Consider the following 26546-nt stretch of genomic DNA (forward strand, 5'->3'; position numbering starts at 1 on the left):
CTTCCAAGGGGAAGCTTTTTTGTTTCTGCGACAAGAGCAAGTCGCACCGTTTTTCACGATGGCAGGCAGCCGTTGTTTAGCAGCCGGGCTTGGCGCCAGCCGCCCCAGCGGTAGTAGATCAGTAACATTAGCAGCGACATCACGGCGCTCAGTGGAAAGCTCCACCACAGCGCATTCAGTCCCCACAGGGGCTGTAATCCCCAGGCCAGTGGCAGGCGCACACCCCAGAGGGCTGCGGCCAGGATAGCCAGCGGCACCAGCACTGCTCCCGTGGAACGCACGACCCCTGCGAGTACGTTGCTGATACCCAGTAGCGCGAACGAGCCCAGCACGATGCGGTTGATGTCAAGTGCAGGCTCCAGAGCGGCGCTGCCTTCGGGCAGGAACAGGGCAAGTACCTGGCGTTCAAAGGTCAGGGCCAACGCGATGCAGATGCCCGTCAGCAGCAAATGGCAGGCCACACCTGCGCGGGCTGTGTGTGCCACACGCGCCCATTGGCCTGCCCCAATGCTCTGGGCAGCCATGGTGGTGCAGGCTGAAGCCACGGCAATCGCAGGCATCTGCACATAGGTCCACAGTTGCAGTGCTGCGCTGTAGGCGGCAGAGGTTTGGGCGCCATGGGCGTTGACCAGACTGAGCATCAGCACCAAAGAGAGCGAGACCACGAGCATCTGCAGTCCCATGGGCAGGCCTTTGGTGAGCAGACAGCGCACCAGCGCGGGCGCTGGACGCAGGTAGTGGCGTTGGCGCCAGCCTATCCACAGTGGCACACGGCGCCAGCGCAGCCAAGTCAGCAGTCCCAGCAACCCTAAGCTGTTGGCCACCAGGGTGGCCAAGGCAGAGCCTGCGATGCCCCAGGCGGGAATTGGGCCTGCGCCAAAGATGAGCAAGGGGTTGAGCGCAGCATCGCCTGCGGCAACGGCCAGCAGTGCAATAAAGGGCGTGCGGCTGTCCCCAGTGCCGCGCAGCACGGCGGCCACAAATATCAGTAGCAGCATGGGCGGCAGAGCCAGGAACAGCACTTGCAGGTAATCGACCGCCAGTGTTGCGGTGGCAGCATCCGCACCCATAGCGCGTAGCAACGGGGCAGCCAGCGGCCAGCCCAAGGTTGCCATGAGTAGGGATACTGCCAGAAACAGGCCTGCACTCGTGCCCGTGGTGCGCCGCGCCAATCGCCACTGGCCCGCACCCACAGCCTGTGCCACCAAAAGGTTGGTGGCCTGGCTGATGCCAAACACCAAGGCGATCAGCATGAACAGCAGGTTGTTGGCATGCACGGCGGCGGACAATGCAGCTTCACCCAGGTGGCGGCCGATCCAGAAAGCATTGACCGAGGTGTTGAGCGACTGCAGAACGTATCCGCCCCACAGGGGCATGGCAAAACGCAGCAGTGCGCGGCCAGTCGGGCCGTGGGTCAGGGGGCGGTGCATGCAAAAGAAGCAGGCGGGTAGTGCTGGGTGTCCCAAGAAAAAACCCCGCGCGGCACAGGCCGGCGGGGTATACCGGCATGGCCGGTGTCTGGGGAACCAGGCTTAGAGTGCCTGCATTTCCTTGTTTAGTTGCGTGGGGTTTTGGGGTGCGGCGGGTGCAGCCTCAGGTTTCACGGCGGGAGTGTCTGTCTGCTTGCCCACGGTCGGTGGCACATCCAGATAAGGCAGCTTCAGGGCCGAGCTGGTCATGCGACGAATTTCGTTGGTATAGCCTGCGTCATCGTTGATCTTTTTGCCGTATGAGGGCACGATCTTTTGGATGTGGTTCTTCCACTCTGTGCTGGCCATTTGCTCAGGGAAGGACTTCTTGAGCAGGTTCAGCATGATGTGGGGTGCGGTAGAAGCGCCGGGCGATGCTCCCAGCAACGCAGCGATGCTGCCGTCTTGCGAGCCGACGATCTCTGTGCCGAACTGCAATACAGCGCCTTTTTCTGGATCGCGTTTGATGATTTGCACGCGCTGGCCAGCTGTCACCAGGCGCCAGTCTTCACGCTTGGCGTGGGGGAAGTACTCTTGCAGCACTTGCTGGCGGTCTTCATCAGTGAGCTCGGCCTGTTGCAGCAGGTACTGAACCAGGTCCAGATTGTGGATACCCACGCCCAGCATGCCCATCAGGTTGTCGTGGTTGACCGAGGAGAACAGGTCCCACCATGAGCCGTACTTGAGGAACTTGGTTGTAGCCAGTGCAAAGGGGCCAAACAGCATCACAGGCTGACCGTCGAGCTGGCGAGCATCCAGATGGGGTACTGACATGGGGGGCGAGCCGGTGGAAGCAATGCCGTAGGCTTTGACATCGTGGCGTTTTGTGAGCTCTGGGTTCTCAATCGCCAGAAACTGTCCGCCGACAGGGAAGCCTGCGTAGTTCTTGGATTCAGGAATGCCCGAGGCTTGCAGCATTTTGAGCGCAGCACCACCGGCACCTACGAAAACGAACTTGGCTTTGATGGTTTTTTCCTGGCCCGCGTTGGCCAGGTCGGCCACGGTGACGTTCCAGGTCTTGTCGGCATTCTGGCGCAGGGCAGTCACTTCGCTTTGCAGGTGCAATTTGAAGTTGGCCGTCTTTTGCAAAGATGCCATCAACTGTTGCGTCCACACGCCGTGGTTCACGTCAGTGCCCAAAGGCATATAAGTGGCGGCGATCTTCTGTGCCGGGTCACGGCCTTCGATCATCAGTGGTGCCCACTGTTTGATTTTCTCTTGGTCCTCGGAATATTCCATGCCGTAGAACAGAGGGTTCTGGATCAGGGCTTCTTGGCGTTTCTTCAGGAAGCTAATGTTGTCCTCACCCCAGACAAAGCTCATGTGGGGTGTGGCGTTCACGAAGGTTTCAGGCGCCTGCAGGTGGCCGCGGCCAACCTGGTGAGCCCAGAACTGGCGTGTTACCTCGAACTGCTCGGCAATGCCGATGGCACGCTTGGTCTCCACGCTGCCATCAGGCAACTGAGGGGTGTAGTTCAGTTCGGCAAAACCGGAGTGGCCCGTGCCCGCGTTGTTCCAGCCATAGGTGCTCTCCAGAGCCACGCCGTCAAGGCGCTCGAAGACTTCCATCTTCCAGTCGGGCTGCAGCTCCTGCAGATAAGTGGCCAGCGTGGCGCTCATTGCGCCTGCGCCCACCATCACCACGTCCACCGGCTGCTCGTTCTCTGCCTTGGGAACTGAACGGGGGAGCAGTGGCCAGTTTAAAAATAACAGGGCCGCCAGGATCAGGGTCGCAACAACGCCCAATCCTATTTTGATTGACTTTTTCATGACTCTTCGAGGCTGGATGACAAAAAAAGCCTGCGCGCATGTGGCAGGCTTTTGTGTTGATTCAGAAAGCAGGTCATATAGATGACACAAGACTTTTCGACCTCAAATTATCTTTGATCAATAAAAAATTGATGCTAATCAATTGGTATTAGTACTAATCTGATAAGCGGTTTGCCCGCGTTCGTATGGGATGCATGCTGGCGTGCGTTCAATGGCCGATGTACAGGCAACAAAAAACCGCCCGAAGGCGGTTAGATGTTTCGCTGGCAGCGCACCCGTAGCAAACGGCGGATGGCCAGGCCATCCGGGCGATGCCTAAATGTGGATTAGGCGGCCAGTGCCAAGGCTTTAACCTTGGACGACAGGCGGCTCTTATCGCGAGCAGCCTTGTTCTTGTGGAAGATGCCCTTGTCGGACACGGTATCCAGCACGGACTGAGCCTTGGCAAACAGTTCGGTAGCCTTCACCTTGTCGCCGGCCAGGACAGCCTTCTCGACGTTCTTGACAGCAGTACGGTACTTCGAACGCAGCGATGTGTTCGCAGCGTTCAGCTTGACGTTTTGGCGAGCGCGCTTGCGGCCGGAGGCCAGGCGGGGGTTCTTTTTGGCTTTAGTTGCCATGATGTATTCCTTGAGTTGTCTGTGGATGATGCCAGCGAAGCCAGCGATTATAGCAACGCTTGCGAGGGCTTGCAGCAGATGGCGTGCGCACCACAAGTGGGCGCTGTGATTTATTTGGTGCATGTGCTGCATGTGATGCACCAGATTGGTGTTTTTGAGGTTGAAGCCCCAAACGGCGCAACGTAACGGATTGCAGCTTTGCTGCGTGCTGCGTGTCAGCCGAGGTTTGGCATAGCTACACTGCCAGGGTGTCACTTCTCAAATCCGCCTCCACTGTTTCGTTGATGACCCTGGCCTCCCGGGTCACAGGTCTGGCCCGTGATCTGATCATGGCCTCCATGTTCGGGGCCAATGCGCTCACGGACGCCTTCAACGTCGCCTTCCGTATTCCTAACCTGTTTCGGCGCTTGTTTGCCGAAGGGGCGTTCAGCCAGGCCTTTGTTCCTGTGCTGGCGACCACCAAGACCCAGGAGGGCGAGGAGCGAACGCGCGCATTGATTGGCAATGTTGCCACCGTGCTGTTTTGGGTGCTGCTGCTGACGTGCGTGGTGGGCGTGGCAGGTGCTCCGGTATTGGTATGGCTGCTGGCCAGTGGCTTTGAAAGCGGGCATGCCCAAGAAGCAGCAGTGCTGATGACGCGCTGGATGTTCCCCTACATCGGCTTCATGTCCATGGTGGCGCTGTGTGCTGGGGTGCTCAATACCTGGAAACAGTTTGCGGTACCCGCGGTCACGCCGGTCTTGCTGAACGTTTGCATGATTGGTGCAGCCTTGCTGCTGGCTCCATGGCTGGATCGCCAGGGCATTGAGCCCATATATGCCATGGCCGCAGGCGTTGTGCTCGGTGGCGTGCTCCAGTTGGGTGTGCAGTTACCCGTGCTGAAAAAATTGGGTTTGCTGCCCCGCATTGGCCTCACGCCTTCGGCCATCAAGGCCGCGTGGAGCGACGGTGGTGTGCGCCGCATCCTGTCACTGATGCTGCCTGCCCTGCTGGGGGTGGGGGTGGCGCAGGTCAGCCTGATGATTAATACGCAAATTGCGTCCTACCTGACACCGGGCAGTGTGACGTGGCTGTTTTACGCCGATCGGTTGATGGAGTTTCCCACCGCGCTGCTGGGGGTGGCGCTGGGTGTTGTGCTGACACCGCAGCTGGCGTCGGCCAAAGCGGCGGGCGATGCGCAACGCTACTCCGATATGCTCGACTGGGGTCTGCGTCTGGTGGTGCTGCTGGCGGTGCCCTGTGCCGTGGGGCTGCTGGCATTTGCCGAGCCATTGGTGGCCACCTTGTTTCACCGTGGTGCGCTGCAAAGCAGCGACGTTTCCAAAATCGCTTTGGCGCTGGTTGGCTATGGGGCCGGACTGGTTGGTCTGGTGGCAATCAAGGTCTTGGCGCCCGGCTACTTTGCCAGTCAGGACATGCGCACGCCGGTGAAGATTGCTGTGGCTGTGTTGGTGCTGACTCAAATCATGAATGCGGTCTTGGTGCCCTGGATTGCGCATGCGGGCCTGGCACTGTCTATTGGGCTGGGTGCACTGGTCAACGCGGTGTGGCTGCTGGTTGGCCTGCTGCGCCGCGGTGCCTACAAACCTGTTGTGGGCTGGGGCAAATACCTGCTGCAGGTGGCCGCTGCAGCCATGTTGCTGGGTGCTTTTTTGGGATGGGGTGCGCACCAGTGGGACTGGAAGGCTTTGCAAGCCCATGAGTGGCAGCGCATTGGATTGATGACGCTGATGCTGGCCGGCTCGGCAGCCATTTACTTTGGAGCACTGTGGGCTTCGGGCTTGAAGCTGCGCAGTTTGCTGCGTCGCTGATGGTGTCTATACCGTGACAAGGGCTTTGCAGTTCGACAAATCACGGTAGAGTGCGCAGCATGTCGTTCAATTTCGAAGTCCCTTCTGCGCTTGACCACTTCCAGTGTCTGGTTGGCCACGATGTGGCCTTTCCGTTGCTGGAGGCGGCTGCCAGTCTGGCGCAAGAGGCTGTGCCGGAGCTGGACGTACAGGACGTTCTGTTTCAGGTCGATGGCTTGGCCGAGCGCCTGCGCAAGACCATTCCCTGGGGCGCAACGGCGATGCAGCGCCACTTCATGCTCAATGAGTTTTTTTACGAAAAACTCGGGTTCGCAGCCAATGCCAACGACTTTACAGATCCGTCCAACAGCTACATGCACCATGTGCTGCAAACGCGCCGGGGCATTCCCATTTCTCTGGCGGTGCTGTGGATGGAGCTGGCGTGGGGGATTGGCCTGAAGGTCGATGGCATTTCTTTTCCCGGACACTTTTTGGTGAAGGTGCGTGTGGATGAGGGCATCATCATTCAAGACCCTCTGACTGGGCGCGGCCTGACGCAGAACATGCTGTCGGAGCGGCTGGAGCCTTTTCGTGAAGGCTGGGGGCTGGCAGAGGACGATATCGCACCGCTGCATATGTTTTTGGTGCCTGCCAGTGGCGCAGAGATCATTGAGCGCATGCTGCGCAATCTCAAAAGCATCTACGTGCAGGACGGTCAGCAACCGTTGCTGCTGGGTGTGCTCAACCGGCTGATTATTCTGAGCCCCAAGCATGCGGACAACTACCGTGACCGTGGTCTGGTGCTGGCTCAAATGGGGCAGCGCAATGATGCCTTGCGCGATTTGCAAACCTATGTGCGCATGGCACAAGCCCCCCATGACTTGAGCCTGATTGAGGCACGGATCGAGTTGCTGCGAGCTGCTCGATAAAGGTGATGGGGTTGCGCGGGTTTAAAAAAAATAGAGCGCATGGCGCTCTATTTTTAATAGTTTCAAAGTGATTTATATCTGAACTGCTTTAAATGCATGCGCAGACAGCTCTCTTTTTAATTGCTCACACAAGCCTGGACGCTTCCAGCTCTTTCTTGAGGTAAGCATAAAACAGCGGGGCAGCCACCAGGCCTGCGGGGCCAAAGACCGATTCGGCCACAAACATCACGGTCAGCAACTCCCAGACTGCCATGTGTGTGCGCTGACCCACCACCTTGGCGTTGATGACGTATTCGGCTTTGTGAATCAAGATCAAAAAGCCCAGACACACAGCAGCAGCCACGGGTGAGACGGACAGGCCCACAATGGTCAGCACCACGTTGCAAAACAGATTGCCAACGATAGGGATCAGGCCGGCCACAAAAGTCAGCATGATGAGTGCTGGTGTATAGGGCAGAGCCATGTCCAGCGCAGGCAGGATGAACAGCAGGAAAATGGCGGTGAGCGAGGTGTTGAACAGCGCAATCCAGAACTGCGCGGCCACAATTTGGCGAAATGCTTCGCCCAGCAGCATGACGCGGCGCTGCAGTGCCTGCGTCAGCGGTGCGCGCGGAGCAATCCGGGGACGAACGGCTGCCAGCGCACCAATCAGCAGGCCCATGTAGGCATGCAGCAAACCACCCAGCCATGCCTTGCCGGCAGAAGCCAGGCTGCCTGCTTTGGTGGCCAGATAGGTGGCAATGGTTTGCTGAATCTCAGCAGCCCCCTGGGGCAGCATGGTGCCCAGCTCTGCAGGCAGTTTTTGGCGCAGCTCCAGCACGGTGTTGGCCAGGTAGTCCAGCAGCTCTTTGTACTGGTGGGGAATGTCGGTCAGGTAGCCGCGCGAGTGGGTCAGCGCAATAGCCAGCCAGATCAGGGGGGCAATGGACACCAGTGTGGCTGCAGTCACCTGGGCCCAGCGATCCGGCGTGGGGCCCGGAGGGCGGCGATCAATCAGTGACAGTATCGATGCCAGACCACGCGTCAATAAAAAGCCCAGGCATGCGCAAAGCAGCCCGGGCAGCAGTTTTTGCCACATGACCAGCAGCAGCGTGCAGGCCATGAGCAGGTAGCTGGCGATCATCACACCGCGAGAAGGCGCGGCAGGGGGTGGGCAAACGGCTGAAAGTTGATGCTGATTCCCCATATGTGACGATCTGTAGAAGTGTTTACAAAACTTGGACGGCAGCGCCTTCGCTGCGTTGCGTAATGTTACCGATCGTATAGACCGTTTCACCCAGTTGGCGCAAAGTTGCTGCAGTGGCCTCGGCTTCTTGCGCGTCAACCACCACCACCATGCCAATGCCGTTGTTGAAGGTGCGGTTCATTTCCACATCATCAATGCCGGCGGTTTTTTGCAGCCAGGCAAACAATTCGGTCTGTGGCCAGCTGCCGGCCTTCAGGTCAGCGCCTGTGCCTTCGGGCAGCACACGGGGAATGTTTTCCAGCAAGCCGCCGCCGGTGATGTGGGCCAGTGCCTTGATGGGGTGCTGGGCCAGCGCAGTCAGTACGTTCTTGACGTACAGGCGGGTGGGCTCCATCACGGCTTGCTTGAAGGGCTTGCCATCCAAAGTAGCGGGAACATTGCCTTGGCTTTCAGCGCGTTCAATGCACTTGCGCACCAGCGAGAAGCCGTTGGAGTGCACGCCTGCAGAGGCCAGGCCGAGCACCACGTCGCCAGGCTTGACGTTCTGACCCGTCAAAATTTTGGACTTTTCGACGGCGCCCACAGCAAAACCAGCCAGGTCGTATTCGCCAGCGGGGTACATGCCGGGCATCTCAGCGGTTTCACCACCGATCAGTGCACAGCCGGACAGCTCGCAGCCCTTGGCAATACCGCCCACTACGGCTGCAGCGGTATCTACATCCAGCTTGCCGCAGGCAAAGTAGTCCAGGAAAAACAGTGGCTCGGCGCCTTGCACCAGCACATCGTTGACGCTCATGGCAACCAGATCGATGCCCACGGTGTCGTGCATGTTCCACTCAAATGCCAGACGCAGCTTGGTGCCCACACCATCGGTGCCGGAGACCAGAACGGGTTCTTTGTAACGCTTGGGCACTTCAAACAGCGCACCGAAGCCGCCAATGCCTGCCATCACGCCTTCACGCATGGTTTTCTTGGCCAAGGGCTTGATGCGCTCAATCAGTGCGTCGCCCGCGTCGATGTCAACGCCAGCGTCTTTGTAAGAAATGGGGGTAGATTGGGAGGCAGAGGAGCTCATGGGATAGATCTGTGCAGGGATGGTGCCCGGGCGGGTGCAGGGCAGGGGCCGATTCTAAGTCGATACCCAGTGACATGTCCTTCATGCCGCTGTGTCATAGCAGGGCATCGCGGGTTATAAGAACCCGCTTGGCAGCTCTTTGCTAGTGCCAAGAGCAAGCCTGTGTCTGTGGAATTGGCGGAAGCAGACTAAAATAGACCCTTGTACCGCACACTTTTGGTTACTTTTATGTCCCTTGCCACTTGGCTGCAAAGGGTTTCGTTCTTTTTCTTCATGCCCACGTTGCTGCTTTTGACTGCATTTTTTTTGCATTTTCGCTTGCGTAATCGCTGGCAAGACGTACCGACGGCATGCCCTCTATGAAGCAGTTGGCGCTGGATATTGGCTTGCCCACAGGGCCATCCCTTTCGCGCTTTTATGCTGGCCGCAATGCGCCGGTGGTCAGTCATCTGCAAAACTGGGTCAACGATGGCTTTGGTGCCGCCCAGCGCTCGCCCGTACCGACTTACCTTTGGGGGGCTTCAGGCTCGGGCAAAACCCATTTGCTCAAAGCAGTGCGCGAAATGCTGCGTGAGCAAGGTGCCCAGGTGGGCTGGCTGGATGCATCGACCGGTTTTCCACCTGAGTTCGATGAGCGCTGGTCGGCCGTGCTGATGGATGACGTGCACCTGTACACGCCCATGCAGCAAGCCCGTGCCTTTAACTGGTTTGTGAACGCCATCAATCCGCCCAGCGGCTCTCCACGATGGATTTTGTCGGCCGGAGATACGCCGCCAGCTGCGATGGAGGTGCGTGACGACCTGCGCAGCCGTCTGGGCTGGGGCCATGTGTTCCAACTGCATGTGCCCAATGAGGAAGAGCGCCGAGAGGTGCTGAAGACGGAAGCCGCGGCGCGTGGTGTGACCTTGAGTGCCGATGTGGTGGACTACATGCTCAAACGCTTTTCGCGTGATCTGGCCAGCTTGATGCAGTTGCTGGACATGCTCGACGAATTTGCTTTGCGCAATAAGCGTGCAATCACCATTCCCTTGCTCAAAACCATGCTGGAGACTGAATAAGCATGACGCAGTAGTGCGCCACGCTTGCAGTTTTCGCTCTTATTGAAAGCATTCATGTCTTCTGTCACCCAGGTACCGCGGCCTCGTTTGGCACTGTTTGACCTTGACCACACGTTGATTCCCATGGACTCTGACCATGGCTGGGGAGAGTTTTCGATTGCCATTGGCTGGAGTGACCGTGCAGAGTTTGGTCAGCGTAATGACGAGTTTTTTGCGCATTACCAGGCAGGCACATTGAATGTGCACGACTATGTGCGTTTTGCCACCGAAGCGGTGGTGCAGCGGGGTGCTGATGCAGCCAACGCTGCGCACCAGCGTTTCATGCAGGAAGTGATTGGCCCTGCCATCAAGCCCCAAGCCATTGCGCTGGTGCAAAACCATCTGGATGCGGGAGATACCGTGGTGATCACATCGGCCACCAATGAGTTTGTAACCCGCCCGATTGCCCAGGCATTTGGCGTGCAGGAGTTGATTGCCACCGATTTAGAGCGTGATGCCACTGGCTGGTATACGGGTGCGGTCAAAGGCATACCCAATATGCGCGAAGGCAAGGTGGCGCGCATGGATGCCTGGCTGGCACAGCGCGGGCTGAGCTGGGATGAGGTGGAATCCACCTTCTATAGCGACTCCATGAACGACGTGCCTTTGCTGGAGCGGGTCAATCACCCTGTGGCCACCAACCCCGAGCCCCGTTTGCGTGCATTGGCGCAAGAGCGCGGCTGGCGCGTCCTGGATCTGTTTACTGAGAACACATGATTAAGACCATCATTGATAAATTGCTGGGCAAAGAGCCCGCCTCCCGTTCGCGCAAGCCGCGTTTTGGCAAGCGTGAAGAGGTGCCGGCCAGTGTGCACGGCATTGATCTTCAACTGGTGGATCCGCGGGCGATCGATGTCGTGCGCACGCTCAAAGACGAAGGCTATGAGGCCTACGTTGTGGGCGGTGCTGTGCGTGACTTGCTCCTGGGCCTGCGCCCCAAAGACTTTGACGTAGCCACCAATGCCACGCCCGAGCAGGTCAAGCACCTGTTTCGCCGTGCCTTCATCATTGGCAAGCGTTTCCGCATCGTGCACGTGGTGTATGGCCGTGGCCGTGAGCATGAGGTCATTGAGGTTTCCACCTTCCGTGCCTTCCTGGACAACAGCCTGGCTGAACAGGTCAGCGGCAATGAGCGCACCAGCAAACTGGCTTTGGCGCACATGAAGCATGCCGTAGATGCCAGTGGCCGTGTGCTGCGCGACAACGTCTGGGGCCCGCAGGACCAGGATGCCACGCGCCGCGACTTCACGGTCAATGCCATGTACTACGACCCGGAAACGCAGGTTGTGGTCGATTTTCACAAGGGCATTCAGGACGCACAAAAACGTGTGCTGCGCATGATTGGTGACCCCACCACGCGTTACCGCGAAGACCCGGTGCGCATCATTCGTGCCGTGCGTTTTGCGGCCAAGCTCAGCCCCCTGGGTTTCAAGATTGAGCCCAAGACAGCCAAGCCTCTGGTGGAGTCAGAGCATTTGCTCAAGGACGTGCCCCAAAGCCGTTTGTTTGACGAAATGCTCAAGCTGCTGCAGACCGGCCATGCGCTGGCCTCGATCGAGCAGCTTAAAAAGCTGGGTCTGGCCAAAGGGATTTACCCCTTGCTGGATGTGGTGGTTGAGCGTGCGGAGCATCCATTTGTCAAAGCGGCGCTGGCCGACACCGACCGCCGCGTGGGCGAGGGCAAGCCGGTAGCGCCCAGCTTCATGCTGGCCTGCGTGCTGTGGCAAGACGTGAAAAATGGCTGGGAGCAACGGCTGAAAAAAGGCTTTCATGCTTTCCCGGCGCTCAACGATGCGATTGACGAAGTCTTTGAGCAGCGCATTGGCGATGTCTCTGGCCGCGGCAAGCTGGCGGCCGACATGCGCGAGATCTGGATCATGCAGCCACGCTTTGACAAGCGCACGGGCGCTACGCCCTTTGGCATGGTGCTGCAGGCCCGCTTTCGTGCAGGTTTTGACTTTATGCGCCTGCGTGCAGACGTGGGTGAAGTGGAAGAAGCCCTGGCCGAGTGGTGGCAAGAATTTCAAACCGCAGACGATGCCCGTCGCGAAGATTTGGTAGCCCAGGTGCGTGAAGAGCAGCGGCAAAAGCAAAAGGCGACGCAACCTGCGCGCCGTGTACCGCGCAAGGTAGAGGCTGCTGAGTCGCCACTGGATGACATGGCAGCACAAAGCACCAGTGAGCTGGGTGATGCGCCGGCCAAAAAACGCCGCCGTCGCCGCCGTAAACCGGCGGGCAATGGTCAAGCCGCCGCTGCTGACAGCTCTCAAGCATGACCGTGCGTGTGTATGTAGGGCTGGGTGCCAACCTGGGCGACCGGGGAGAAGCCTTGCTGCATGCTTTAAAGGGCATGGCCGCTTTGCAAGGTACGCGGTTGCTGTCGGTCTCTTCGCTCTACAGCAGTGCACCCGTGGATGCCACAGGGCCGGATTATTTGAACGCCGTGGCCGCGCTAGACACGGAGCAAGCGCCTCAGGCTTTTTTGCAGGCCTTGCAGATGCTGGAGCAGGCTGCAGGGCGTGAGCGCCCTTATCGCAATGCCCCGCGTACGCTGGATCTGGATATTTTGCTGTGGGGCGATGAACACATGCATGGCGTGGCGCTGACGGTGCCCCATCCGCGCATGAATGAGCGTGCGTTTGTGCTGCTGCCCCTGCAAGAGCTGGATGCGCGCTTGGTCAGTCAAGAGCAGTTGGCGGCTGTGGCTGACCAGCGCATTACGGTTGCCCAGAATGCGCAGTGGGCAGCCAGCGCTCTTCACGGCTAGGCTGCAGCCTCTGCACTTGCAAAAAAGCGCGGTTCTGGCTACCCAGGACCGCGCTTTTTTGATGATGTTTTCAAAATGGTAGCTGCTTTCACTTATGGGTATTAGTTTTCAGTATGTTTTCATATTGAAAACGTTTACCTGTAAGCGCTGATAGCTATTTTTTTATTTAATCTCTGCAATCAATTCAATCTCAACGCAAGCGCCCATGGGGATTTGGGCCACGCCAAAGGCGCTGCGTGCGTGCTTGCCCTGGTCGCCAAACACTTCGGCCAGCAGCTCGGAGCAACCGTTGGTGACCAGATGCTGCTCAGTGAAGGTAGGGGTGGAGTTGACCAGGCTCATCACTTTGACAATGCGCTGTACACGGTTCAAGTCACCACCACAGGCCGCTTGCAGTGTGCCCAGCAAATCCACGGCCACAGCACGTGCAGCTTGCTTGCCTTCTTCGGTAGAAATATTGGCACCCAGCTGGCCTGTCCAGGCTTGGCCGTCTTTGCGGGCAATGTGGCCACTCAAAAACACCAGGTTGCCGGTTTGCACAAAAGGCACGTAGGCGGCAGCAGGGATGGAGACAGGGGGCAGGTTGATCTGGAGGGCTTGGAGTCGGTCGTAAATGTTCATGGTGTTGTTCCTTTCGTCTTGTCTGTCGTAGCGGGTGAACTGTGCAAACTGTGCAATCGGCTTTGCCTGCACAGCGTTGTGCCTGCATGCTTGGCAGTATGCCAAGACATTGCACAGTTTCTACACACCTTCCTGCGACGGGTGTCTGCGGGATGTGCGGTGTGGTGGCTGGCGTGGCGTTACAACTGCAGCAGGCACAGCTTGGGCCCATGTGGCTATATGTAGCTGCGGTGGTTGCGGTTGTGGTGGCGGCGCTGGCGCTGTGGCGCTGGCCGGGCTGGCGCAAAGCTGCAGTGTATGTGCTGCTGGGTGCCGGGCTGGCATGGGGTCTTACGGGCTGGCGTGCCACCGTGTTTCAGGCGCAGCGCATGCCTGCAGCATGGGAAGGGCGCGATGTCCGGGTGAAGGGTGTGATTACGGAGATGCCCCAGCCCGTTGCGCGTGGCGTGCGCTTGCGCTTTCAGGTGGAGCAAGCGTTGTCTTTGCAAGACCCCCCGCAGGCAGTCCCGCTGCCACAGCGCATTGCATTGTCCTGGTATGGCGATACACCGACACAGGGTTTGCGTGCCGGGCAGCGCTGGGAGTGGACGGTGCGCTTGAAAGCCCCGCATGGGGAACGCAACCCTCATGGCATGGATTGGGAGCTGTGGTCATGGAGCCAGAGCATTCAGGCCACGGGCTATGTGCGCCACGGCCCCCGTGACAGCCCCCCCAATTGGCTGAAGCAGACGGGATATGCACAGGTGGCGCAGTGGCGTGGCCATCTGCACCGAGCCATGCAAGCGCCCAAAGATGCATCGCAGCGGCAGCGCGATTCTTTCGGTGTGGTGCAGGCCTTGGTCACGGGGGCGCAGTCCAGCATCAGCCGCAGCGACTGGCAACTGTTTCGAGACACGGGCGTGGCCCACCTGGTGAGTATCAGTGGATTGCACATCACGACTTGCGCTTGGTCTCCCTTGGGAACGCTTTCAAGATGGCTAGCAATCCTTTTTTTGCTTCTGCCTCATGGGGGATTTCTTCGCTGAGCTGGTCGGCCATTCCTTGCAAAAGAATTCTTCTTGCTTCTTCCTCCATGCCTGCTGCAGCTGCAATCTGTGCGTGCTTTTGGAAGCTGCATGGTCTCCCATTCTTGAACCCACTTAGGTGCGACTCGGGAATTCCCAAAATTTCTGCGAGTGCCTTTTGCGATCCAACAGCCTTTGTTGCTGCGGCGATTGTGTCGGCGATTTGCATCATTTTCCCTTTGCAAAAGTTATCAGTAGTGGTATCTTCTGATTAAGTTACTAGCGATGGTAATTGCCATCAATGGTTATTTTCTCATGGAGCTACACATGACCCCTCGCACATCCCCTTGCACGCCCCCTGCTAATCCCGGCTCCGCTGCCGTGGTAGCTCACGCTTCTGAGTCCAGCGGTGGGGCGTGCATCGACTACTTCGTTCCTGCTGGTGGTGTCGTTCTCGGCACATGTATTCAAGTTGGCGTTGCATATCCGTTCGGTTCCTCCGGCGGTGGGTATTTCCTTTCGGATGAGTTCGGTTGGGCGTGGTGGCCGACTCTTGGTGAGATGACTTCTGTTCTTGCTTCGCGCATCTCCTAACAGCCCTCCACGCTCTCTTGCGTGCAGGGGAGCGTAGAGCACTGTTGCTCGTTAAAGCGTTTACCGCATCAACCTGTTCGGAGTGAATCCATGTCTACAACTGAAACTCAAGCTGCAACCCACGTCCTGCCATCCGTTATTCAAGTTCTCGTTGCTGGAGCTGTTCAGGACAAGAAATATCAAGACCGCGAATACAAAGCGCAGCAACTGGAATGCTTGGCTTTGGATGCTGACGGTCAACCCTTGCAAGTGGGCATCATCCGCGTCCCCACACATCTGCACGGACAAGTCACTACTGGTTTTTATCGTCCCGTCTTCGGCATGCGCGTTGACCGCGATCGGGTGATTCAGGCTGTCCTGCTTGACCTGACGCCCTACAACCCGAAGGCCGCTCCTGCCTCTGGCACCCCCGCGCCCTCCAAAAGCTCCGCAGCCACCGCTGCTGCAGCCTAAACCTCACATGCCCGCCGCGCCTTTCTCCCTGAGGTTTGCGGCGCTTGAAGCTGTCTCTTTCGTCTTGGGGTCGTGATATGCCACTTGCTCAATTGCCACCGGAAACGCTCTCTCATTTTCTTGAGCTGCTCCTTTTGATGTCCCTTCTAGGCGGTGTCATCGGGTCACTGCTTTGGCCTGCACTTCTCCAAGTTTTGGTCTGGTGCGTCGTTCTGTTTGCTCGGCTTGTAGTGCCTCGTGACAAGCAGGCAGAGCTTCGCAAACGTGCCTTTTTTTTGGCGAAGCGGCTCCGACACGTCCGCGCGAAATTACGCGAATTTCCTTGATTTCCTTGCCCCCGCTGACTGCCTCTAGGCGCTGGGCTTTCCATCTGAGGCGTGAAAGAAAACCATGTTCCCAAACTCTCTGAACGTTGCTCGTAAATACGGCGCCAAGGTTGCTGCCACTGGTGCCCTCGTAGTGGCCTCTGGTGCTGCTCTGGCTGAAGATCCCACTTGGATGACTGAGGCGGCCACCAAGGCTGCTGCAAACGGCGTAGCTGCTGTTGCTGTGGTTGGTGCTATCGCACTCGCTGGCTTGGCTATCTGGGGTGCCAAGTGGGCTGCTCGCAAGCTCGGTTTCCTGTAAATCGGTGACGGTATGGACGACCAGACAACTACAACCACGCAGGCCGTCATGGTCGTCCAGCCTGCTCCCCCCAGTGAGCAAGACCGACAAGACATGGATGCCCTCCTTGGGATCATTCTGGCCATGTGCATCCCTGTCTACCTGCTCAAGCTTGTTCTGCGACAACTGAGCCTAGACCATGACTAGCTATGTCAAATCCTCTCGACTACATGTATGCGTTTGGCTGCTGCTGTCTTATTTGGTGCTTGCTGCGGTAAGTGCCCACGCGGCTGACGTCCCCATACCTAGACCCGCCAATGGTGCGGTATCAAACCCCAACTACCTAGAGTACCAAAAGACTAGCAACACCTACACGTGGAACCCTGTTGGGACCACCACGCCCCCCGGTTCGGGAACTGTGTCCTTTCCGTCCACAAGCGTCGTATCTGACGCCACGCCGAAGATGGTTACTACGGGTGATCTGCCTTACCAACACAAAGGCGGTGCAGGTGCAAAAGTCACGATCAGCACTGGCATTGACAAGGTGAAGGTCGCGGCTGCTGCTGCCGCTGCTACGGCTTCTGCTGCTGCAATGCAGGTCAAACCCGGGAACCCCTATGTGCAGGTCGGTGCCTTGGCTTGCGTGGTGTTTTGTGTGCCTGTTGCTGAGGTCTTGCTCAATTGGGGCATTGATAAGTTTTATGCCAACGATGACGGCACGCTGGCTGCTGTCGTTCCTGACCCGAATTCGAACATTGAAACGTCTACCGGCTCTCTCTACTATTTAAGAGACCGCCCTCACATTACTGGTCGCACTATTGCAGGTCTTACTAGTGCCACTGCAGCTGCTTGCTTAAGCTGGATGCCAGACACGAATTCATGGCGTTACAAGGGCTGCACTCCGGGAACCCCATTTCAAAATTATGTCTCCATCAACGTGATGGCGCAGGCTAAGGGTGGTGACGGCGTTTGGCGTGACAACGTTTCGCCATCAAACTATCCGTGGGCTCAAAAACCCGATACATGTCCTGTCGGCTCTCCGGTTGTCAACGGTGTCTGCAATGGCTCTGCACCGGAAATCAAAAAGCCGTTGGGCGATTTCTTTAAAGAAAACATCGTTGACAAGCCATGGGGGGCGGATGCAGCTGTCGTTGCTTCTGTAGTCATCGCATCGTCAATTTATCAATCTGGTGATAACGTTTTCACTGACGGCACAAGTAACACGATCACGGGCCCTGATTTAGTCCCCACGGGCACTGTGCAAACACATTCGCCCGTCAACGTCCTCCCCGGGACTACCACCCCTGCCCCTCCTGGCCACACAGGCCCCACGGATTCGGGCACTCAAACCACGACCTCGACCACTACGGCCACCAACACGTTCAATCCCGGCACCTCTGGTACTGGTAGCGGTTCTGGCTCGTCTGGCTCCGGCTCTGGCCCATCAATGACAACGGGCACCAAAACGGAGACAAAAACCAGTATCACCAACAACATCACCAACAACACCAGCACCTCGGTCACGACCAATATCGAGACCAAAGATGACGCGCCCAAAGAAGAAGAAAAAGACCTCTGCGAAAAGAACCCGGATTCTTTGGCCTGTGCTGAAGCTGATACTCCAGACGGTGAGATTCCAGAGACACAGATTGAGCTGAGCTACGAATATGAAAGCCTCTTCGGCAATGGCTCCTGCCCCACTGTTGATGCCGTGCCCTTCTTTGGTCAAAACGTGCAGGTCGTGGATATGCCGAAGATCTGCCAGCAAACCACGGACTACATACAGCCCTTCGTTTTAGTTTCTGCGGCTCTCATTGCCATGGCCATCTTTGCTGGGGGTATCAGGTCATGAAGCTGGGAACATTTCTCCTGTCCCTTGTGGAACCCATGCTGGGGCGCATTCTCACGGCGCTTGGCTTTACGGTGGCCTCGTTCGTTGGTTTCACCGCTGCATTCGGTGGCCTCAAGGCGCAAGTGATTGCAGGGGTCAACCACCTGCCCATGCCTGCATTGCAACTGTTCTTGCTCGCTGGTGGTGGTGAGGCTCTAAGCATCATCGTTGCGGCTGTGGCATTTCGGGTTGTCATCTGGCAAGCCATGAATGCCAAGAAAATCATTGGAGCTAACCCCACATGATCACCCTCATCACCGGGGTTCCCGGCTCTGGCAAAACGCTTTACACGGTCTCTGACATCGTTAAAAAACTCATCGGCACCTTTGTCGTTGAGATCGATGACGACGAAAACGAGATCACTCACCCCCGCACCATCTTCACGAATATCAACGGCCTCAAGCTAGAGCATGAATTGATTGACGGTGGTGCTACAGGTGGCCTGGCTAACTGGCACCAGTGGGCGCAACCCGGTTCTCAGATCGTGTTCGATGAGGTGCAAAAGGTCTGGCCCATTCGCCCAAATGGCTCCAAGGTGCCTGACTGCATACAGGCGCTGGATACCCACCGCCACATGGGTGTTGACCTCGTCTTGATGACGCAAACCATCAACAACATGGATCGGCATTTACAGGGCTTGGTCGGTCGCCATCTGCATATCCGGCGTATCGGTAATCTGCCCATTGCGATCATCTATGAGTGGGATCACTGCTCTCGCTCCCTCATGTACTCCAAAGCCTTCTCCAAGCGCGTCTGGTGGTACAACAAAAGCGACTACAAGCTCTACAAGAGCGCCAAAGTGCATACCAAGGTGGCCCGCAAGTCTCCCACCATCATGTATCTGTTTTTGGCGTCTCTGGTCGGGCTGGCGTTTGCTGTCCCGTCTGCATGGGGCAAGTTCTCTGGTGTTTTCTGGCCTGAAGAAAAGCAACAGGTTGCACAAGCCAGCACCATCAAATCTGTTCCAGCTCCAACTGCTGACAAGCCAGCGCCGGCATCTCCAGCTCCAGCGGTTCCGTCTCCAGCTCCTGAACCTGCAAAGCCCCTCCTGGCTGGCTGCATCGCCACTGCCGCACGCTGCCTGTGCTTCACCGACAAGGGCGAACAAGTGCAGCCTGAACCCGGCTACTGCAAAGCGCATACGGCCCCTCAGAAGGCTGTTTTGACTGGTGGTGGTGTGGATTGGTATCCCGACCCTCGGCCTCCTGCAAAGGCACCTGAACCGCAATGGACTGGAACTGTGGTCGGTACTCAAAAGGGTTGGCAGTTTTGAGTGCGCGCATGCCTTGTTTGGGGCCTGCTGCTTGCAATTCGCCTTGCCTCGCACGCATACCCCTTGATGTGCTCACGGCGTCCCCTGTGCGCCTGTCTATGGCTTCCAGCTACTTCTGGTCAAACCCTGCCGCATCGTGGCCTTCACCGTCGCGCTGGCCTTGTCCGCGTGGCGCTCTGACAGTTCGAGCTGGGCTTCACCTCGTCGCTGAAAAACACGGTATTGGATGTTCCAGCTCGTTGCCAACGCTTGTGCTGAAAGTGAAAGGGATAACCAGAGCGGGCCGACTGCCACCGGGCAAGCTTGCGCCGCACGGTGGCGGGCGCAGCCCGCCTAGATTTATCCCTAAGGAACTTTAAGCACAAGCAGGGCAAGCGGCAAAAGAAAAGCCCCAGCGAGGACGGCAATCCTCCCGGGGCTATGACTCAACTAAGTAAGGTAGTCAAGTGATACGAATCATAGATGGAATTGCATACGAAAGCTTCTCGACTGAGCATTTCAAACTCAAAGCGTCTGACTGTGGCAACGGTCATCAGGAGATCACAGCTTCTCGCATGGTCGGCTGGCGCGAGATGAACCTTGACCGCATCGCCATGGAAAACCTTTTGGAAACCATGCAAGCCCGTATGGATGACCCCGAAGAGCAAGCAAGGCGCGAAGAACTAAGGGCTGAGAATTCAGCTCGCAAAGCCAAAAAGCGTGTTCGTCAGCTCTGCAAAGTGATGGGCGTCGACACCATGCTGACCCTCACATACAAGGCCAATCAACAGGATTTGGCTTTATGCAAAAAGCACTTGCGCGAGTTCAATCGGAGACTCTTGCGTGTGATGCCTGACTTTGCCTTTGTGGCTGCGTTTGAGCGGCAAAAGCGCGGTGCTTGGCACGTCCACATGGCTACCCGTCGCGTTCCAGAGTCCCTTGCTGACCGCAATCGGCAAAACGCTGTGCGTCTGAAGTCTTATGAGGTCATCCGGCGTATCTGGCGCTCTGTTGTCGGTGAGCTGGGTGGAAACATCGATGTGGCCAGGCGCAAATTTCACTCACGCAAAAGCGCAGCGCAGATTGCTTCATATATCGCCAAATACATCATCAAGGATTATGCGGAGGGTGATAAGTGGTCTAACCGTTGGACTAAATACGGCGAGGGTTTTGTGCCTGAACCTGTTGAACTGGGCATCTTTTACGGCCCCATTGCTGCCATCGAAGCGGCCTATGCCTTGCTCCCAGAAGGCCACCGCGTTGCTATCGGGCGGCTTGATCGCTGGCGGGATTGGTTTGTTTTGCATACTGAACCATGCGGGTGACAGCAAGTGATTCTTTTGATTTAGTCATCTTGTGCTCTGGTGACTACTGCTGTTAAAACCCCTCGTATTTACGTGTTCTGTTGCTACTGAATATCTAGCATCTGCTTGTGTTTTTCATGGAGTTCAGTTGTGGCCATTTACGGATATGCACGTGTCTCAACACGTGAACAAGAGACCTACTTGCAGATTGATGCTTTGCGTTCCGCTGGGGCTTTAGAGATACGACAAGAGAAGTGCAGTTCAGTTGGCGAACGTCCTGAGCTCAGGCGTTTACTCTCTGAATTAAGGTCTGGCGATGTGCTGCTTGTCTACAAGATGGATCGTGTTGCCCGGTCGTTGAAAGATTTACTAAATATTCTGGATCAGCTCACGTTAGCTGGTGCTGCAATTCGCTCACTTACGGAGCCGCTGGATACATCGGGCCCGATTGGTATCTTTATGGTTCAGGTTCTTGGTGCTGTCGCGCAGCTCGAACGTTCGATCATCCGTGAGCGCTCTGTTGCTGGCCAGATTGCTGCATACAAGCGCGGTGTTCCCCTTGGGCGTCATAAGCATGCAACTCCGCCTGACGTTGTTGATTTGATGCGTGCTGACCGTGCTACTGGTCTCTATACGTGGGCTGCGCTTGGTGTGAAGTATGGCAAACATGCCTCAACTGTTAAGCGTTTGGTTTCAGGCAAAACTTGTCGTTCTGTTATGCCTGTTCTTGGGAAGTATTTGGACGATCCACCGGATTGCAAGTGACCATGTTTGCCTGGCTGGCGATGGCAGTTGTCAACCTGCTGTGGCGGCGCAGTCCCCGACTGTGCCTGCAATGTCCTGCACCTGTGGCAGCTGCATGGGCGGGGCTGGCGCTGGCGGCAGCCTATGCCGTGTTCAGCGGCTGGGGCATTCCGGCTCAGCGAACCATTGGCATGCTGTGCGTGGTGGTGGTGCTGCGCAGCCTGGGGCGCAGCTGGCCCTGGCCTTACGTGTGGCTGGGCGTGCTGACCGCTGTGGTGCTGGTCGACCCATGGAGTTTGCTGCAGGCAGGGTTCTGGCTCAGTTTTGTGGCCGTGGGTGTGCTCTTTGCCACGCAGCCTCAAGATCGCAATGTGCCTGATCGGCGCTGGCGGCATGCCGGCATGCGCTTGTTGCGTGAGCAGGCTGTGGTGGGTCTGGCGCTGTCACCGCTGACGCTGCTGCTGTTTGGGCAGATTTCAGTGGTCGCAATGATTGCCAACCTGTGGGCCATTCCGTGGGTGACGCTGGTGGTGACGCCGCTGTCCATGCTGGGGGCTTTTTGGCCACCGCTGTGGACAGCTGCCGCGCACAGCGTGACCGCCATGGTATGGCTGCTGGAGCAGATGGTGACTTGGCCAGTGGCGGTGCTGTACTTTGCCCAGCCCGCGTGGTGGGCGGGATTGGCGGGGCTGCTAGGGTGTCTGTGGCTGGTAATGCCCTGGGGCTGGCGCTGGCGTGCGCTGGGCCTGCCGCTGATCGTGCCGATGCTGTGGTGGCAAAGCGCAGTACCGCCGTGGGGGCACTTTGATCTGCTGGCTCTGGACGTAGGCCAGGGCAGCGCGGTGTTGCTGCGCACGCAGCAGCACAGCTTGCTGTTTGATGCAGGGCCGCAGTGGTCAGCGCAGTCCGATGCCGGTGAGCGCATTGTGGTGCCCGGGCTGCGTGCGCTGGGTGTTGTGCCGACCGCCATGATGGTCAGTCACAAAGACCGTGACCATGCAGGAGGTGCTGCGTCAGTGCAGCAAGCTTTTGTACGCATGCAGTGGATGGGGTCAGGTGGCGTGCCGTGCCAGGCAGGGCAGTCCTGGACGTGGGATGGAGTCAGGTTTGTGGTGCTGTTTCCTTTTGAAGGCTCCAGTCCAGGCAAGACCACCAAAAGCAACGCCACCAGTTGCGTGCTGCAAGTGCAAAGCCATGCGGGGTCTCGTGCGCTGCTGACGGGCGATATCGAAGCGGCGCAAGAAAGAGCGTTGCTGCGTGCAGGTGCTGACGTTCAGTCCGATGTGCTGCTGGTGCCGCACCATGGCAGCAAAACATCATCGAGCGCGAATTTTCTGAACCAGGTGCAGCCCAAGGTGGCCATTGTGCAGTCGGGCTATCGCAACCGGTTTGGGCACCCCGTAGCGGCGGTGGTTCGTAGGTACCAGGAGCGCAATGTCAACTTGGTCAGCACGCCCAGCTGTGGCGCTGCGCACTGGCGCTCCTGGAGCCCAGAATCGGTGCTGTGCGAGCGAGCCATAACAGCGAGGTACTGGTCGCCAGCTGCGCCTGAGTGACCAAGTGCTTTAGTGCTTTAACGCGGTGCTGTATTGAGTGCCAGTTGGGGTATCCCTGTGGCGTGCCTTGCATGCCGCACCACTGAATGATGGTGGGATAGTGCGAGAATTTCCTGTGTTTTTCAGTACCCATGCTGCGGAGTTGGCTGCACATTCCACAGACCGTCTGCAGGGCGCATGGCACACCATTAGGCGACGAATACAACCTGCTAGATGTGCACAGGTGAGCTGGGCTGGCAACCCTTTACAGGAGCCGCTTGAGTGCGGCCACAGCTCTATAGTGCATTGCCGATAGATTGCCCCCGTCGTGGTGGCTTTCGCTGCGTTAAGCGCAGCTATCATGCTTGGCGATCCATTCAGAAACACTGCACAAGTGCCCATACAGGTTTGCCTGCGGCTGCCTGAAATTGTCTGTTCGAAAAATTCCCGTCTGACCTGTTTGCGGTCAAAGCGTCGTGCCTGGCATCTGGCTTGTGTCTGCGCCGCTGTCCCCTCGAGATTGATGCCATGTCGCGACTGTTTATTGCCCTGTCCCTCAGCCTGTGTTTCACACATGCTGTTGCTGCCGCCGATCTGGATGCCTTGTTCAATCAGGAGCGCTATGGCGAGTTTTTGCCAAAGGCTCACAGCGCTGCAGCCACAGGGGATGCGCAAGCCTTGTTCCTGCTGGGCAAGGCTTATCACCTTGGGCAAGGTGTAGACAAGAGCGAGGCGCTCGCCAAAAGCTATTACGAAAAAGCACGCGCCGCAGGCTCAGCACGCGCCAGCCACAATCTTGGCACTGTGCTCATGAGTGAAAAGCGCTCTGTCGAGGCCATTCCTTTGCTGGAAGAGGCGTTGCAGCGTGGTTTGCTGATGCCGACACTGTTCAATCTGGGCAAGGCATACAGCCCTGGCGATCGCGACTATCAGGTGCAGCGCCATGGCGCGGTTGTCAGGGCCGAGCAAGCGGGAGACTACTTTGTCCTGTCTTATGAGCAGGATGCGGACATCACCTCGCTGATGGAAGCCTCGCGCAATTATCTGCAGGCATATTTGGCGCTGCGCAATAACCACTTCAGCGTTCCAACAGAAGACACGCGTGAGCGGCTGCGGGGCAAGGCATTGGCAGGGTTGAAGAAGGGCATGGCTCGCGACAACGCGCAGGCATGGAGCAACTATGGCGTCATGCTGCTGGAGGAGCAAGATTTCAGCGGTGCCCGACAGGCTTTGCAGCAAGGTGCGCAGCGCAAGGTGGCTGTGGCGCACTACCATCTGGCGCGCATGGCTGCCAAAGGTTTGGGGCTGCCTGCTGTTGACCGCCGGGCAGAAGCGTATCACTACGAGCAAGCCGCTTTGCTGGGGTTGAAGGAGGCTGCCCGGCCAGCCATTAGCCGCCTTGTGGAAGTGCTTCGATACGAGACGGATCTGGCCGCACTCGAAGACGGTGCAGGCAGGCTGCGGGTGTTGCAGGCTGCTGACGGCGATGGCTTGCGGGCTGACTCCGTCTTGTCTCGTCTGGAGTGGGGGCATTTTCTGCAGAGTCAGCGCAAGCAGGCCAAGGCCTTGCCCGATAAGCCGCTGTACCTGCAAGCTTGTGGCCTGGGTCTGAGCCAGCTGTATGGCGGCACTTACAACCTTGGCTTTAACACTTCGTGGCGATTGCAGGTGCACCGTTCACTGGAAAAACCAGAGCGTCTTCCTATCGAAGGGCATGTCGATGAAGACGGTTGTGCCACGCTTGTCGAGCCTTTGCCGCAGCATATTCGAGCAAGCCTGAGTGATGGCGCAGTGCTGGCTCTTGCCTTTCCGAACTTCACCTTGCCACTGGCCTTGAAGGAGGCCGATGACCGCTTGCAGCTCGACATGCAAGCCATAGAGCTGCCGATTCCCAGGTTTTAGTTGGGCGCAGGCTCCTGTGCCCATTGGTGCGGCTTTTTTGCACCCAGCGCAGCCGCAGATGACCATTGGTAGGTCAGGCTATTGCAACCGCTGGGGGCAGGCTGTGATGGCGATGCTTTGCCGTGACCACAAGCGCAGTCAACTTGGTCAGCGCGCCCACACCTGTGGCGCTGCGGGAGCCCTGAATCTGTGCTGCGCGAGCGTTCCATACCCCCGAGTACTGCTCGCCAGTTGTGCCTTGGTGCGGGGCTGCATTGCTACACTGACCGACACATAAAGTGCAGGAATGGCATCGTTTTCGAGGAGGGCAGGGCTGTCAGGCCTGATTCTTGCTCAATAACAGGCAATCCATTCGCAGGAGGCGTGCAAGCATGCAGAAATTCGACGAAATGTACGCAATGCTGCCCTTTGACGGCAGTGATGTACGGGCCCATTACAAGGCCTATGCCCAATGGCTGGCGCGCCAGCCGCACGCCACCATGCAAGCCCGCATGGCGGAGGCCGAGATGATCTTTCGGCGCGTGGGGATCACCTTTGCCGTCTATGGCGACAAGGACGAAAGTGGTGCGGGCACGGAGCGGCTCATTCCGTTCGATTTGATTCCGCGCATCATCCCCTCGCATGAATGGCTGCGCATGCAGCAAGGCTTAGTACAGCGCGTTACGGCCCTCAATCGTTTCATTGGCGACATCTACCACGGGCAGGACATTCTGCGGGCGGGGATTGTTCCGCGTGACCTGATTGATGGCAATGCTCAGTTCCGTCCGCAAATGCAAGGGGTGCAGGTGCCCGGCAACATTTATGCGCACATTGCGGGCATTGACATTGTGCGTGCCCCGAATGCGCTCGGTGAGGGCGAGTATTACGTGCTGGAAGACAACTTGCGCGTGCCTTCCGGCGTGTCTTACATGCTGGAAAACCGCAAGATGATGATGCGGCTCTTTCCGGAGCTTTTCAGCAGCCATGCCGTGGAGCCTGTGGCGCATTACCCCGACTTGCTGCTGGACACTTTGCGCGCCAGTGCGCCACCGGCTGCAGCCAGTGCCTCTGCCACCGTGGTGGTGCTGACGCCTGGCATGTACAACAGTGCGTACTTTGAGCATGCATTTCTGGCCCAGCAAATGGGCGTAGAGCTGGTCGAGGGGCAAGACTTGGTTGTGCGTGACAAGGTCGTCTACATGCGCACAACCCGAGGCCTGCAGCGGGTGGATGTGATCTATCGCCGTGTCGATGACGACTTTCTGGATCCCGACGTGTTCAGGCCCACATCCACACTGGGTTGCTCGGGCTTGATGGATGCCTACTGCGCAGGCAACGTCACCATTTGCAACGCTGTAGGGACAGGCATAGCGGATGACAAGTCGGTCTATCCGTACGTGCCTGACATGATCCGTTTCTATCTGGGCGAAGAGCCCATCCTCAATAACGTACCGACCTGGCTGTGCCGCAAGCCAGATGACCTGAAATATGTGCTGGCTCATCTGCCTGAGCTGGTGGTCAAAGAGGTGCATGGCGCAGGGGGCTACGGGATGCTGATTGGCCCCACCTCTAGCCGCGCTGAAATTGAAGACTTCCGACGTGCCTTGCTGGCCAATCCTGCGGGCTACATTGCACAGCCCACCTTGAGTTTGTCCAGTTGCCCCACCATGGTGGAGGCCGGTGTGGCCCCACGACATATTGATCTGCGGCCTTTTGTGCTGAGCAGCAGCCAGCAAGTGCGGATGGTGGCCGGTGGGCTGACACGCGTTGCCCTGAAAGAGGGCTCTTTGGTGGTCAACTCTTCCCAAGGCGGCGGCACCAAAGACACCTGGGTGATGGGGGCTGGGAGTGTGGATCACGCTGCGCACATCCCGCCAGGCATGACACAGACCATGCGCCCATGGGCCATGGAACAGTCTTTGAGCGCAGGGCTGTGACATGTTGAGTACAACTGCCGA

24 protein-coding genes are annotated in these 26546 nt (G+C 57.8%); 18 read left to right on the top strand and 6 right to left on the bottom strand.

Going from position 1 to position 26546, the window contains the following annotated elements; all coding sequences use genetic code 11:
* Window positions 1–53: 53 nt before the first annotated feature.
* The 3 genes from H9646_RS12045 to rpsT form a co-directional block, all read right to left on the bottom strand.
* Window positions 54–1430, bottom strand: coding sequence for an MATE family efflux transporter (locus H9646_RS12045; protein ID WP_191723600.1), 1377 nt, complete (start codon window positions 1428–1430; stop codon window positions 54–56).
* A 102-nt stretch (window positions 1431–1532) separates the two neighbouring features.
* Window positions 1533–3239 carry a malate dehydrogenase (quinone) gene (gene mqo, locus H9646_RS12050; RefSeq protein ID WP_191723601.1) on the bottom strand — a complete coding sequence of 569 codons (1707 nt, stop codon included), beginning with the start codon at window positions 3237–3239 and terminating at the stop codon, window positions 1533–1535.
* Window positions 3240–3565: 326 nt separating this feature from the next.
* A complete protein-coding gene (gene rpsT, locus H9646_RS12055) occupies window positions 3566–3859 on the bottom strand; it encodes a 30S ribosomal protein S20 (protein ID WP_191723602.1) in 294 nt (97 codons plus the stop codon).
* 248 nt (window positions 3860–4107) lie between these two features.
* Here rpsT and murJ point away from each other — a divergent pair, with 248 nt between their 5' ends.
* Together murJ and H9646_RS12065 are read left to right on the top strand one after the other, a co-directional pair.
* Window positions 4108–5670 carry a murein biosynthesis integral membrane protein MurJ gene (gene murJ / locus H9646_RS12060; protein WP_191723603.1) on the top strand — a complete coding sequence of 521 codons (1563 nt, stop codon included), beginning with the start codon at window positions 4108–4110 and terminating at the stop codon, window positions 5668–5670.
* Between the two features lie 59 nt (window positions 5671–5729).
* Window positions 5730–6578 (top strand): SirB1 family protein, encoded by an 849-nt coding sequence (locus H9646_RS12065; protein WP_191723604.1) that lies wholly within the window; start codon window positions 5730–5732, stop codon window positions 6576–6578.
* Between the two features lie 124 nt (window positions 6579–6702).
* Here H9646_RS12065 and H9646_RS12070 read toward each other — a convergent pair whose 3' ends face one another.
* Together H9646_RS12070 and purM are read right to left on the bottom strand one after the other, a co-directional pair.
* A complete protein-coding gene (locus tag H9646_RS12070) occupies window positions 6703–7764 on the bottom strand; it encodes an AI-2E family transporter (protein ID WP_191723605.1) in 1062 nt (353 codons plus the stop codon).
* A gap of 22 nt (window positions 7765–7786) precedes the next feature.
* Complete coding sequence (purM, locus tag H9646_RS12075) at window positions 7787–8839, bottom strand: phosphoribosylformylglycinamidine cyclo-ligase (RefSeq protein ID WP_191723606.1); 1053 nt, start codon at window positions 8837–8839, stop codon at window positions 7787–7789.
* Window positions 8840–9198: 359 nt separating this feature from the next.
* Here purM and hda point away from each other — a divergent pair, with 359 nt between their 5' ends.
* From hda to folK, 4 genes are read left to right on the top strand one after another with little or no spacing between them, the layout of a single operon-like run.
* Window positions 9199–9897 carry a DnaA regulatory inactivator Hda gene (gene hda, locus H9646_RS12080; RefSeq protein WP_191723693.1) on the top strand — a complete coding sequence of 233 codons (699 nt, stop codon included), beginning with the start codon at window positions 9199–9201 and terminating at the stop codon, window positions 9895–9897.
* Between the two features lie 54 nt (window positions 9898–9951).
* Window positions 9952–10653, top strand: a complete 702-nt coding sequence (locus tag H9646_RS12085; RefSeq protein ID WP_191723607.1) for a histidinol-phosphatase — start codon at window positions 9952–9954, stop codon at window positions 10651–10653.
* Window positions 10650–12212, top strand: coding sequence for a polynucleotide adenylyltransferase PcnB (pcnB, locus tag H9646_RS12090; RefSeq protein ID WP_191723608.1), 1563 nt, complete (start codon window positions 10650–10652; stop codon window positions 12210–12212). The genes H9646_RS12085 and pcnB overlap by 4 nt, the downstream gene beginning before the upstream one ends.
* Window positions 12209–12703 carry a 2-amino-4-hydroxy-6-hydroxymethyldihydropteridine diphosphokinase gene (folK, locus tag H9646_RS12095; RefSeq protein WP_191723609.1) on the top strand — a complete coding sequence of 165 codons (495 nt, stop codon included), beginning with the start codon at window positions 12209–12211 and terminating at the stop codon, window positions 12701–12703. The genes pcnB and folK overlap by 4 nt, the downstream gene beginning before the upstream one ends.
* Before the next feature lie 162 nt (window positions 12704–12865).
* On the opposite strand, the gene H9646_RS12100 is transcribed toward folK, so the two are convergent.
* The gene (locus H9646_RS12100) at window positions 12866–13324 is read right to left on the bottom strand and encodes a RidA family protein (protein WP_191723610.1); all 459 of its coding nucleotides are present in this window, start codon (window positions 13322–13324) and stop codon (window positions 12866–12868) included.
* A 173-nt stretch (window positions 13325–13497) separates the two neighbouring features.
* On the opposite strand from H9646_RS12100, the gene H9646_RS12105 reads away from it, so the two are divergent.
* The 12 genes from H9646_RS12105 (at window position 13498) to H9646_RS12160 (ending at window position 26525) form a co-directional block, all read left to right on the top strand.
* Window positions 13498–14349, top strand: a complete 852-nt coding sequence (locus tag H9646_RS12105; RefSeq protein ID WP_191723611.1) for a ComEC/Rec2 family competence protein — start codon at window positions 13498–13500, stop codon at window positions 14347–14349.
* A gap of 663 nt (window positions 14350–15012) precedes the next feature.
* The gene (locus H9646_RS12110) at window positions 15013–15375 is read left to right on the top strand and encodes a hypothetical protein (RefSeq protein WP_191723612.1); all 363 of its coding nucleotides are present in this window, start codon (window positions 15013–15015) and stop codon (window positions 15373–15375) included.
* A 390-nt stretch (window positions 15376–15765) separates the two neighbouring features.
* A complete protein-coding gene (locus H9646_RS12115) occupies window positions 15766–16002 on the top strand; it encodes a hypothetical protein (RefSeq protein WP_191723613.1) in 237 nt (78 codons plus the stop codon).
* A 12-nt stretch (window positions 16003–16014) separates the two neighbouring features.
* A complete protein-coding gene (locus tag H9646_RS12120; RefSeq protein ID WP_191723614.1) occupies window positions 16015–16188 on the top strand; it encodes a hypothetical protein in 174 nt (57 codons plus the stop codon).
* Window positions 16189–16444: 256 nt separating this feature from the next.
* Window positions 16445–17833, top strand: a complete 1389-nt coding sequence (locus tag H9646_RS12125) for a hypothetical protein (protein ID WP_191723615.1) — start codon at window positions 16445–16447, stop codon at window positions 17831–17833.
* Entirely contained in the window at window positions 17830–18117 is a 288-nt protein-coding gene (locus H9646_RS12130) for a DUF2523 domain-containing protein (RefSeq protein ID WP_191723616.1), read from the top strand. Before H9646_RS12125 ends, H9646_RS12130 begins: the two co-directional genes overlap by 4 nt.
* Window positions 18114–19145, top strand: a complete 1032-nt coding sequence (locus tag H9646_RS12135) for a zonular occludens toxin domain-containing protein (RefSeq protein ID WP_191723617.1) — start codon at window positions 18114–18116, stop codon at window positions 19143–19145. The genes H9646_RS12130 and H9646_RS12135 overlap by 4 nt, the downstream gene beginning before the upstream one ends.
* A gap of 446 nt (window positions 19146–19591) precedes the next feature.
* Window positions 19592–20449 (top strand): rolling circle replication-associated protein, encoded by an 858-nt coding sequence (locus H9646_RS12140; RefSeq protein WP_191723618.1) that lies wholly within the window; start codon window positions 19592–19594, stop codon window positions 20447–20449.
* A 129-nt stretch (window positions 20450–20578) separates the two neighbouring features.
* Entirely contained in the window at window positions 20579–21193 is a 615-nt protein-coding gene (locus H9646_RS12145; RefSeq protein ID WP_191723619.1) for a recombinase family protein, read from the top strand.
* 2 nt (window positions 21194–21195) lie between these two features.
* Entirely contained in the window at window positions 21196–22728 is a 1533-nt protein-coding gene (locus H9646_RS12150; protein WP_225214178.1) for a DNA internalization-related competence protein ComEC/Rec2, read from the top strand.
* A 507-nt stretch (window positions 22729–23235) separates the two neighbouring features.
* Window positions 23236–24609: an SEL1-like repeat protein gene (locus tag H9646_RS12155; RefSeq protein WP_191723621.1), complete on the top strand. Its 1374-nt coding sequence runs from the start codon at window positions 23236–23238 to the stop codon at window positions 24607–24609.
* 371 nt (window positions 24610–24980) lie between these two features.
* Window positions 24981–26525: a circularly permuted type 2 ATP-grasp protein gene (locus H9646_RS12160; protein ID WP_191723622.1), complete on the top strand. Its 1545-nt coding sequence runs from the start codon at window positions 24981–24983 to the stop codon at window positions 26523–26525.
* Window positions 26526–26546 lie beyond the last annotated feature (21 nt).

Origin of the sequence: Comamonas avium (assembly GCF_014836675.1) — a bacterium.
Taxonomy (GTDB): domain Bacteria; phylum Pseudomonadota; class Gammaproteobacteria; order Burkholderiales; family Burkholderiaceae_C; genus Comamonas; species Comamonas avium.

Bases quoted from the DNA above. Each gene is read 5' to 3' on its own strand.
- pcnB (WP_191723608.1), top strand. From the start codon at position 10,650: ATGATTAAGACCATCATTGATAAATTGCTGGGCAAAGAGCCCGCCTCC.
- purM (WP_191723606.1), bottom strand. From the start codon at position 8,839: ATGAGCTCCTCTGCCTCCCAATCTACCCCCATTTCTTACAAAGACGCT.
- H9646_RS12100 (WP_191723610.1), bottom strand. From the start codon at position 13,324: ATGAACATTTACGACCGACTCCAAGCCCTCCAGATCAACCTGCCCCCT.
- H9646_RS12045 (WP_191723600.1), bottom strand. From the start codon at position 1,430: ATGCACCGCCCCCTGACCCACGGCCCGACTGGCCGCGCACTGCTGCGT.
- H9646_RS12065 (WP_191723604.1), top strand. From the start codon at position 5,730: ATGTCGTTCAATTTCGAAGTCCCTTCTGCGCTTGACCACTTCCAGTGT.
- H9646_RS12085 (WP_191723607.1), top strand. From the start codon at position 9,952: ATGTCTTCTGTCACCCAGGTACCGCGGCCTCGTTTGGCACTGTTTGAC.
- H9646_RS12160 (WP_191723622.1), top strand. From the start codon at position 24,981: ATGCAGAAATTCGACGAAATGTACGCAATGCTGCCCTTTGACGGCAGT.
- H9646_RS12110 (WP_191723612.1), top strand. From the start codon at position 15,013: ATGTCTACAACTGAAACTCAAGCTGCAACCCACGTCCTGCCATCCGTT.
- H9646_RS12150 (WP_225214178.1), top strand. From the start codon at position 21,196: ATGTTTGCCTGGCTGGCGATGGCAGTTGTCAACCTGCTGTGGCGGCGC.
- H9646_RS12155 (WP_191723621.1), top strand. From the start codon at position 23,236: ATGTCGCGACTGTTTATTGCCCTGTCCCTCAGCCTGTGTTTCACACAT.
- rpsT (WP_191723602.1), bottom strand. From the start codon at position 3,859: ATGGCAACTAAAGCCAAAAAGAACCCCCGCCTGGCCTCCGGCCGCAAG.
- H9646_RS12120 (WP_191723614.1), top strand. From the start codon at position 16,015: ATGGACGACCAGACAACTACAACCACGCAGGCCGTCATGGTCGTCCAG.
- hda (WP_191723693.1), top strand. From the start codon at position 9,199: ATGAAGCAGTTGGCGCTGGATATTGGCTTGCCCACAGGGCCATCCCTT.
- H9646_RS12125 (WP_191723615.1), top strand. From the start codon at position 16,445: ATGGTTACTACGGGTGATCTGCCTTACCAACACAAAGGCGGTGCAGGT.
- H9646_RS12070 (WP_191723605.1), bottom strand. From the start codon at position 7,764: ATGGGGAATCAGCATCAACTTTCAGCCGTTTGCCCACCCCCTGCCGCG.
- mqo (WP_191723601.1), bottom strand. From the start codon at position 3,239: ATGAAAAAGTCAATCAAAATAGGATTGGGCGTTGTTGCGACCCTGATC.
- H9646_RS12135 (WP_191723617.1), top strand. From the start codon at position 18,114: ATGATCACCCTCATCACCGGGGTTCCCGGCTCTGGCAAAACGCTTTAC.
- H9646_RS12115 (WP_191723613.1), top strand. From the start codon at position 15,766: ATGTTCCCAAACTCTCTGAACGTTGCTCGTAAATACGGCGCCAAGGTT.
- folK (WP_191723609.1), top strand. From the start codon at position 12,209: ATGACCGTGCGTGTGTATGTAGGGCTGGGTGCCAACCTGGGCGACCGG.
- H9646_RS12130 (WP_191723616.1), top strand. From the start codon at position 17,830: ATGAAGCTGGGAACATTTCTCCTGTCCCTTGTGGAACCCATGCTGGGG.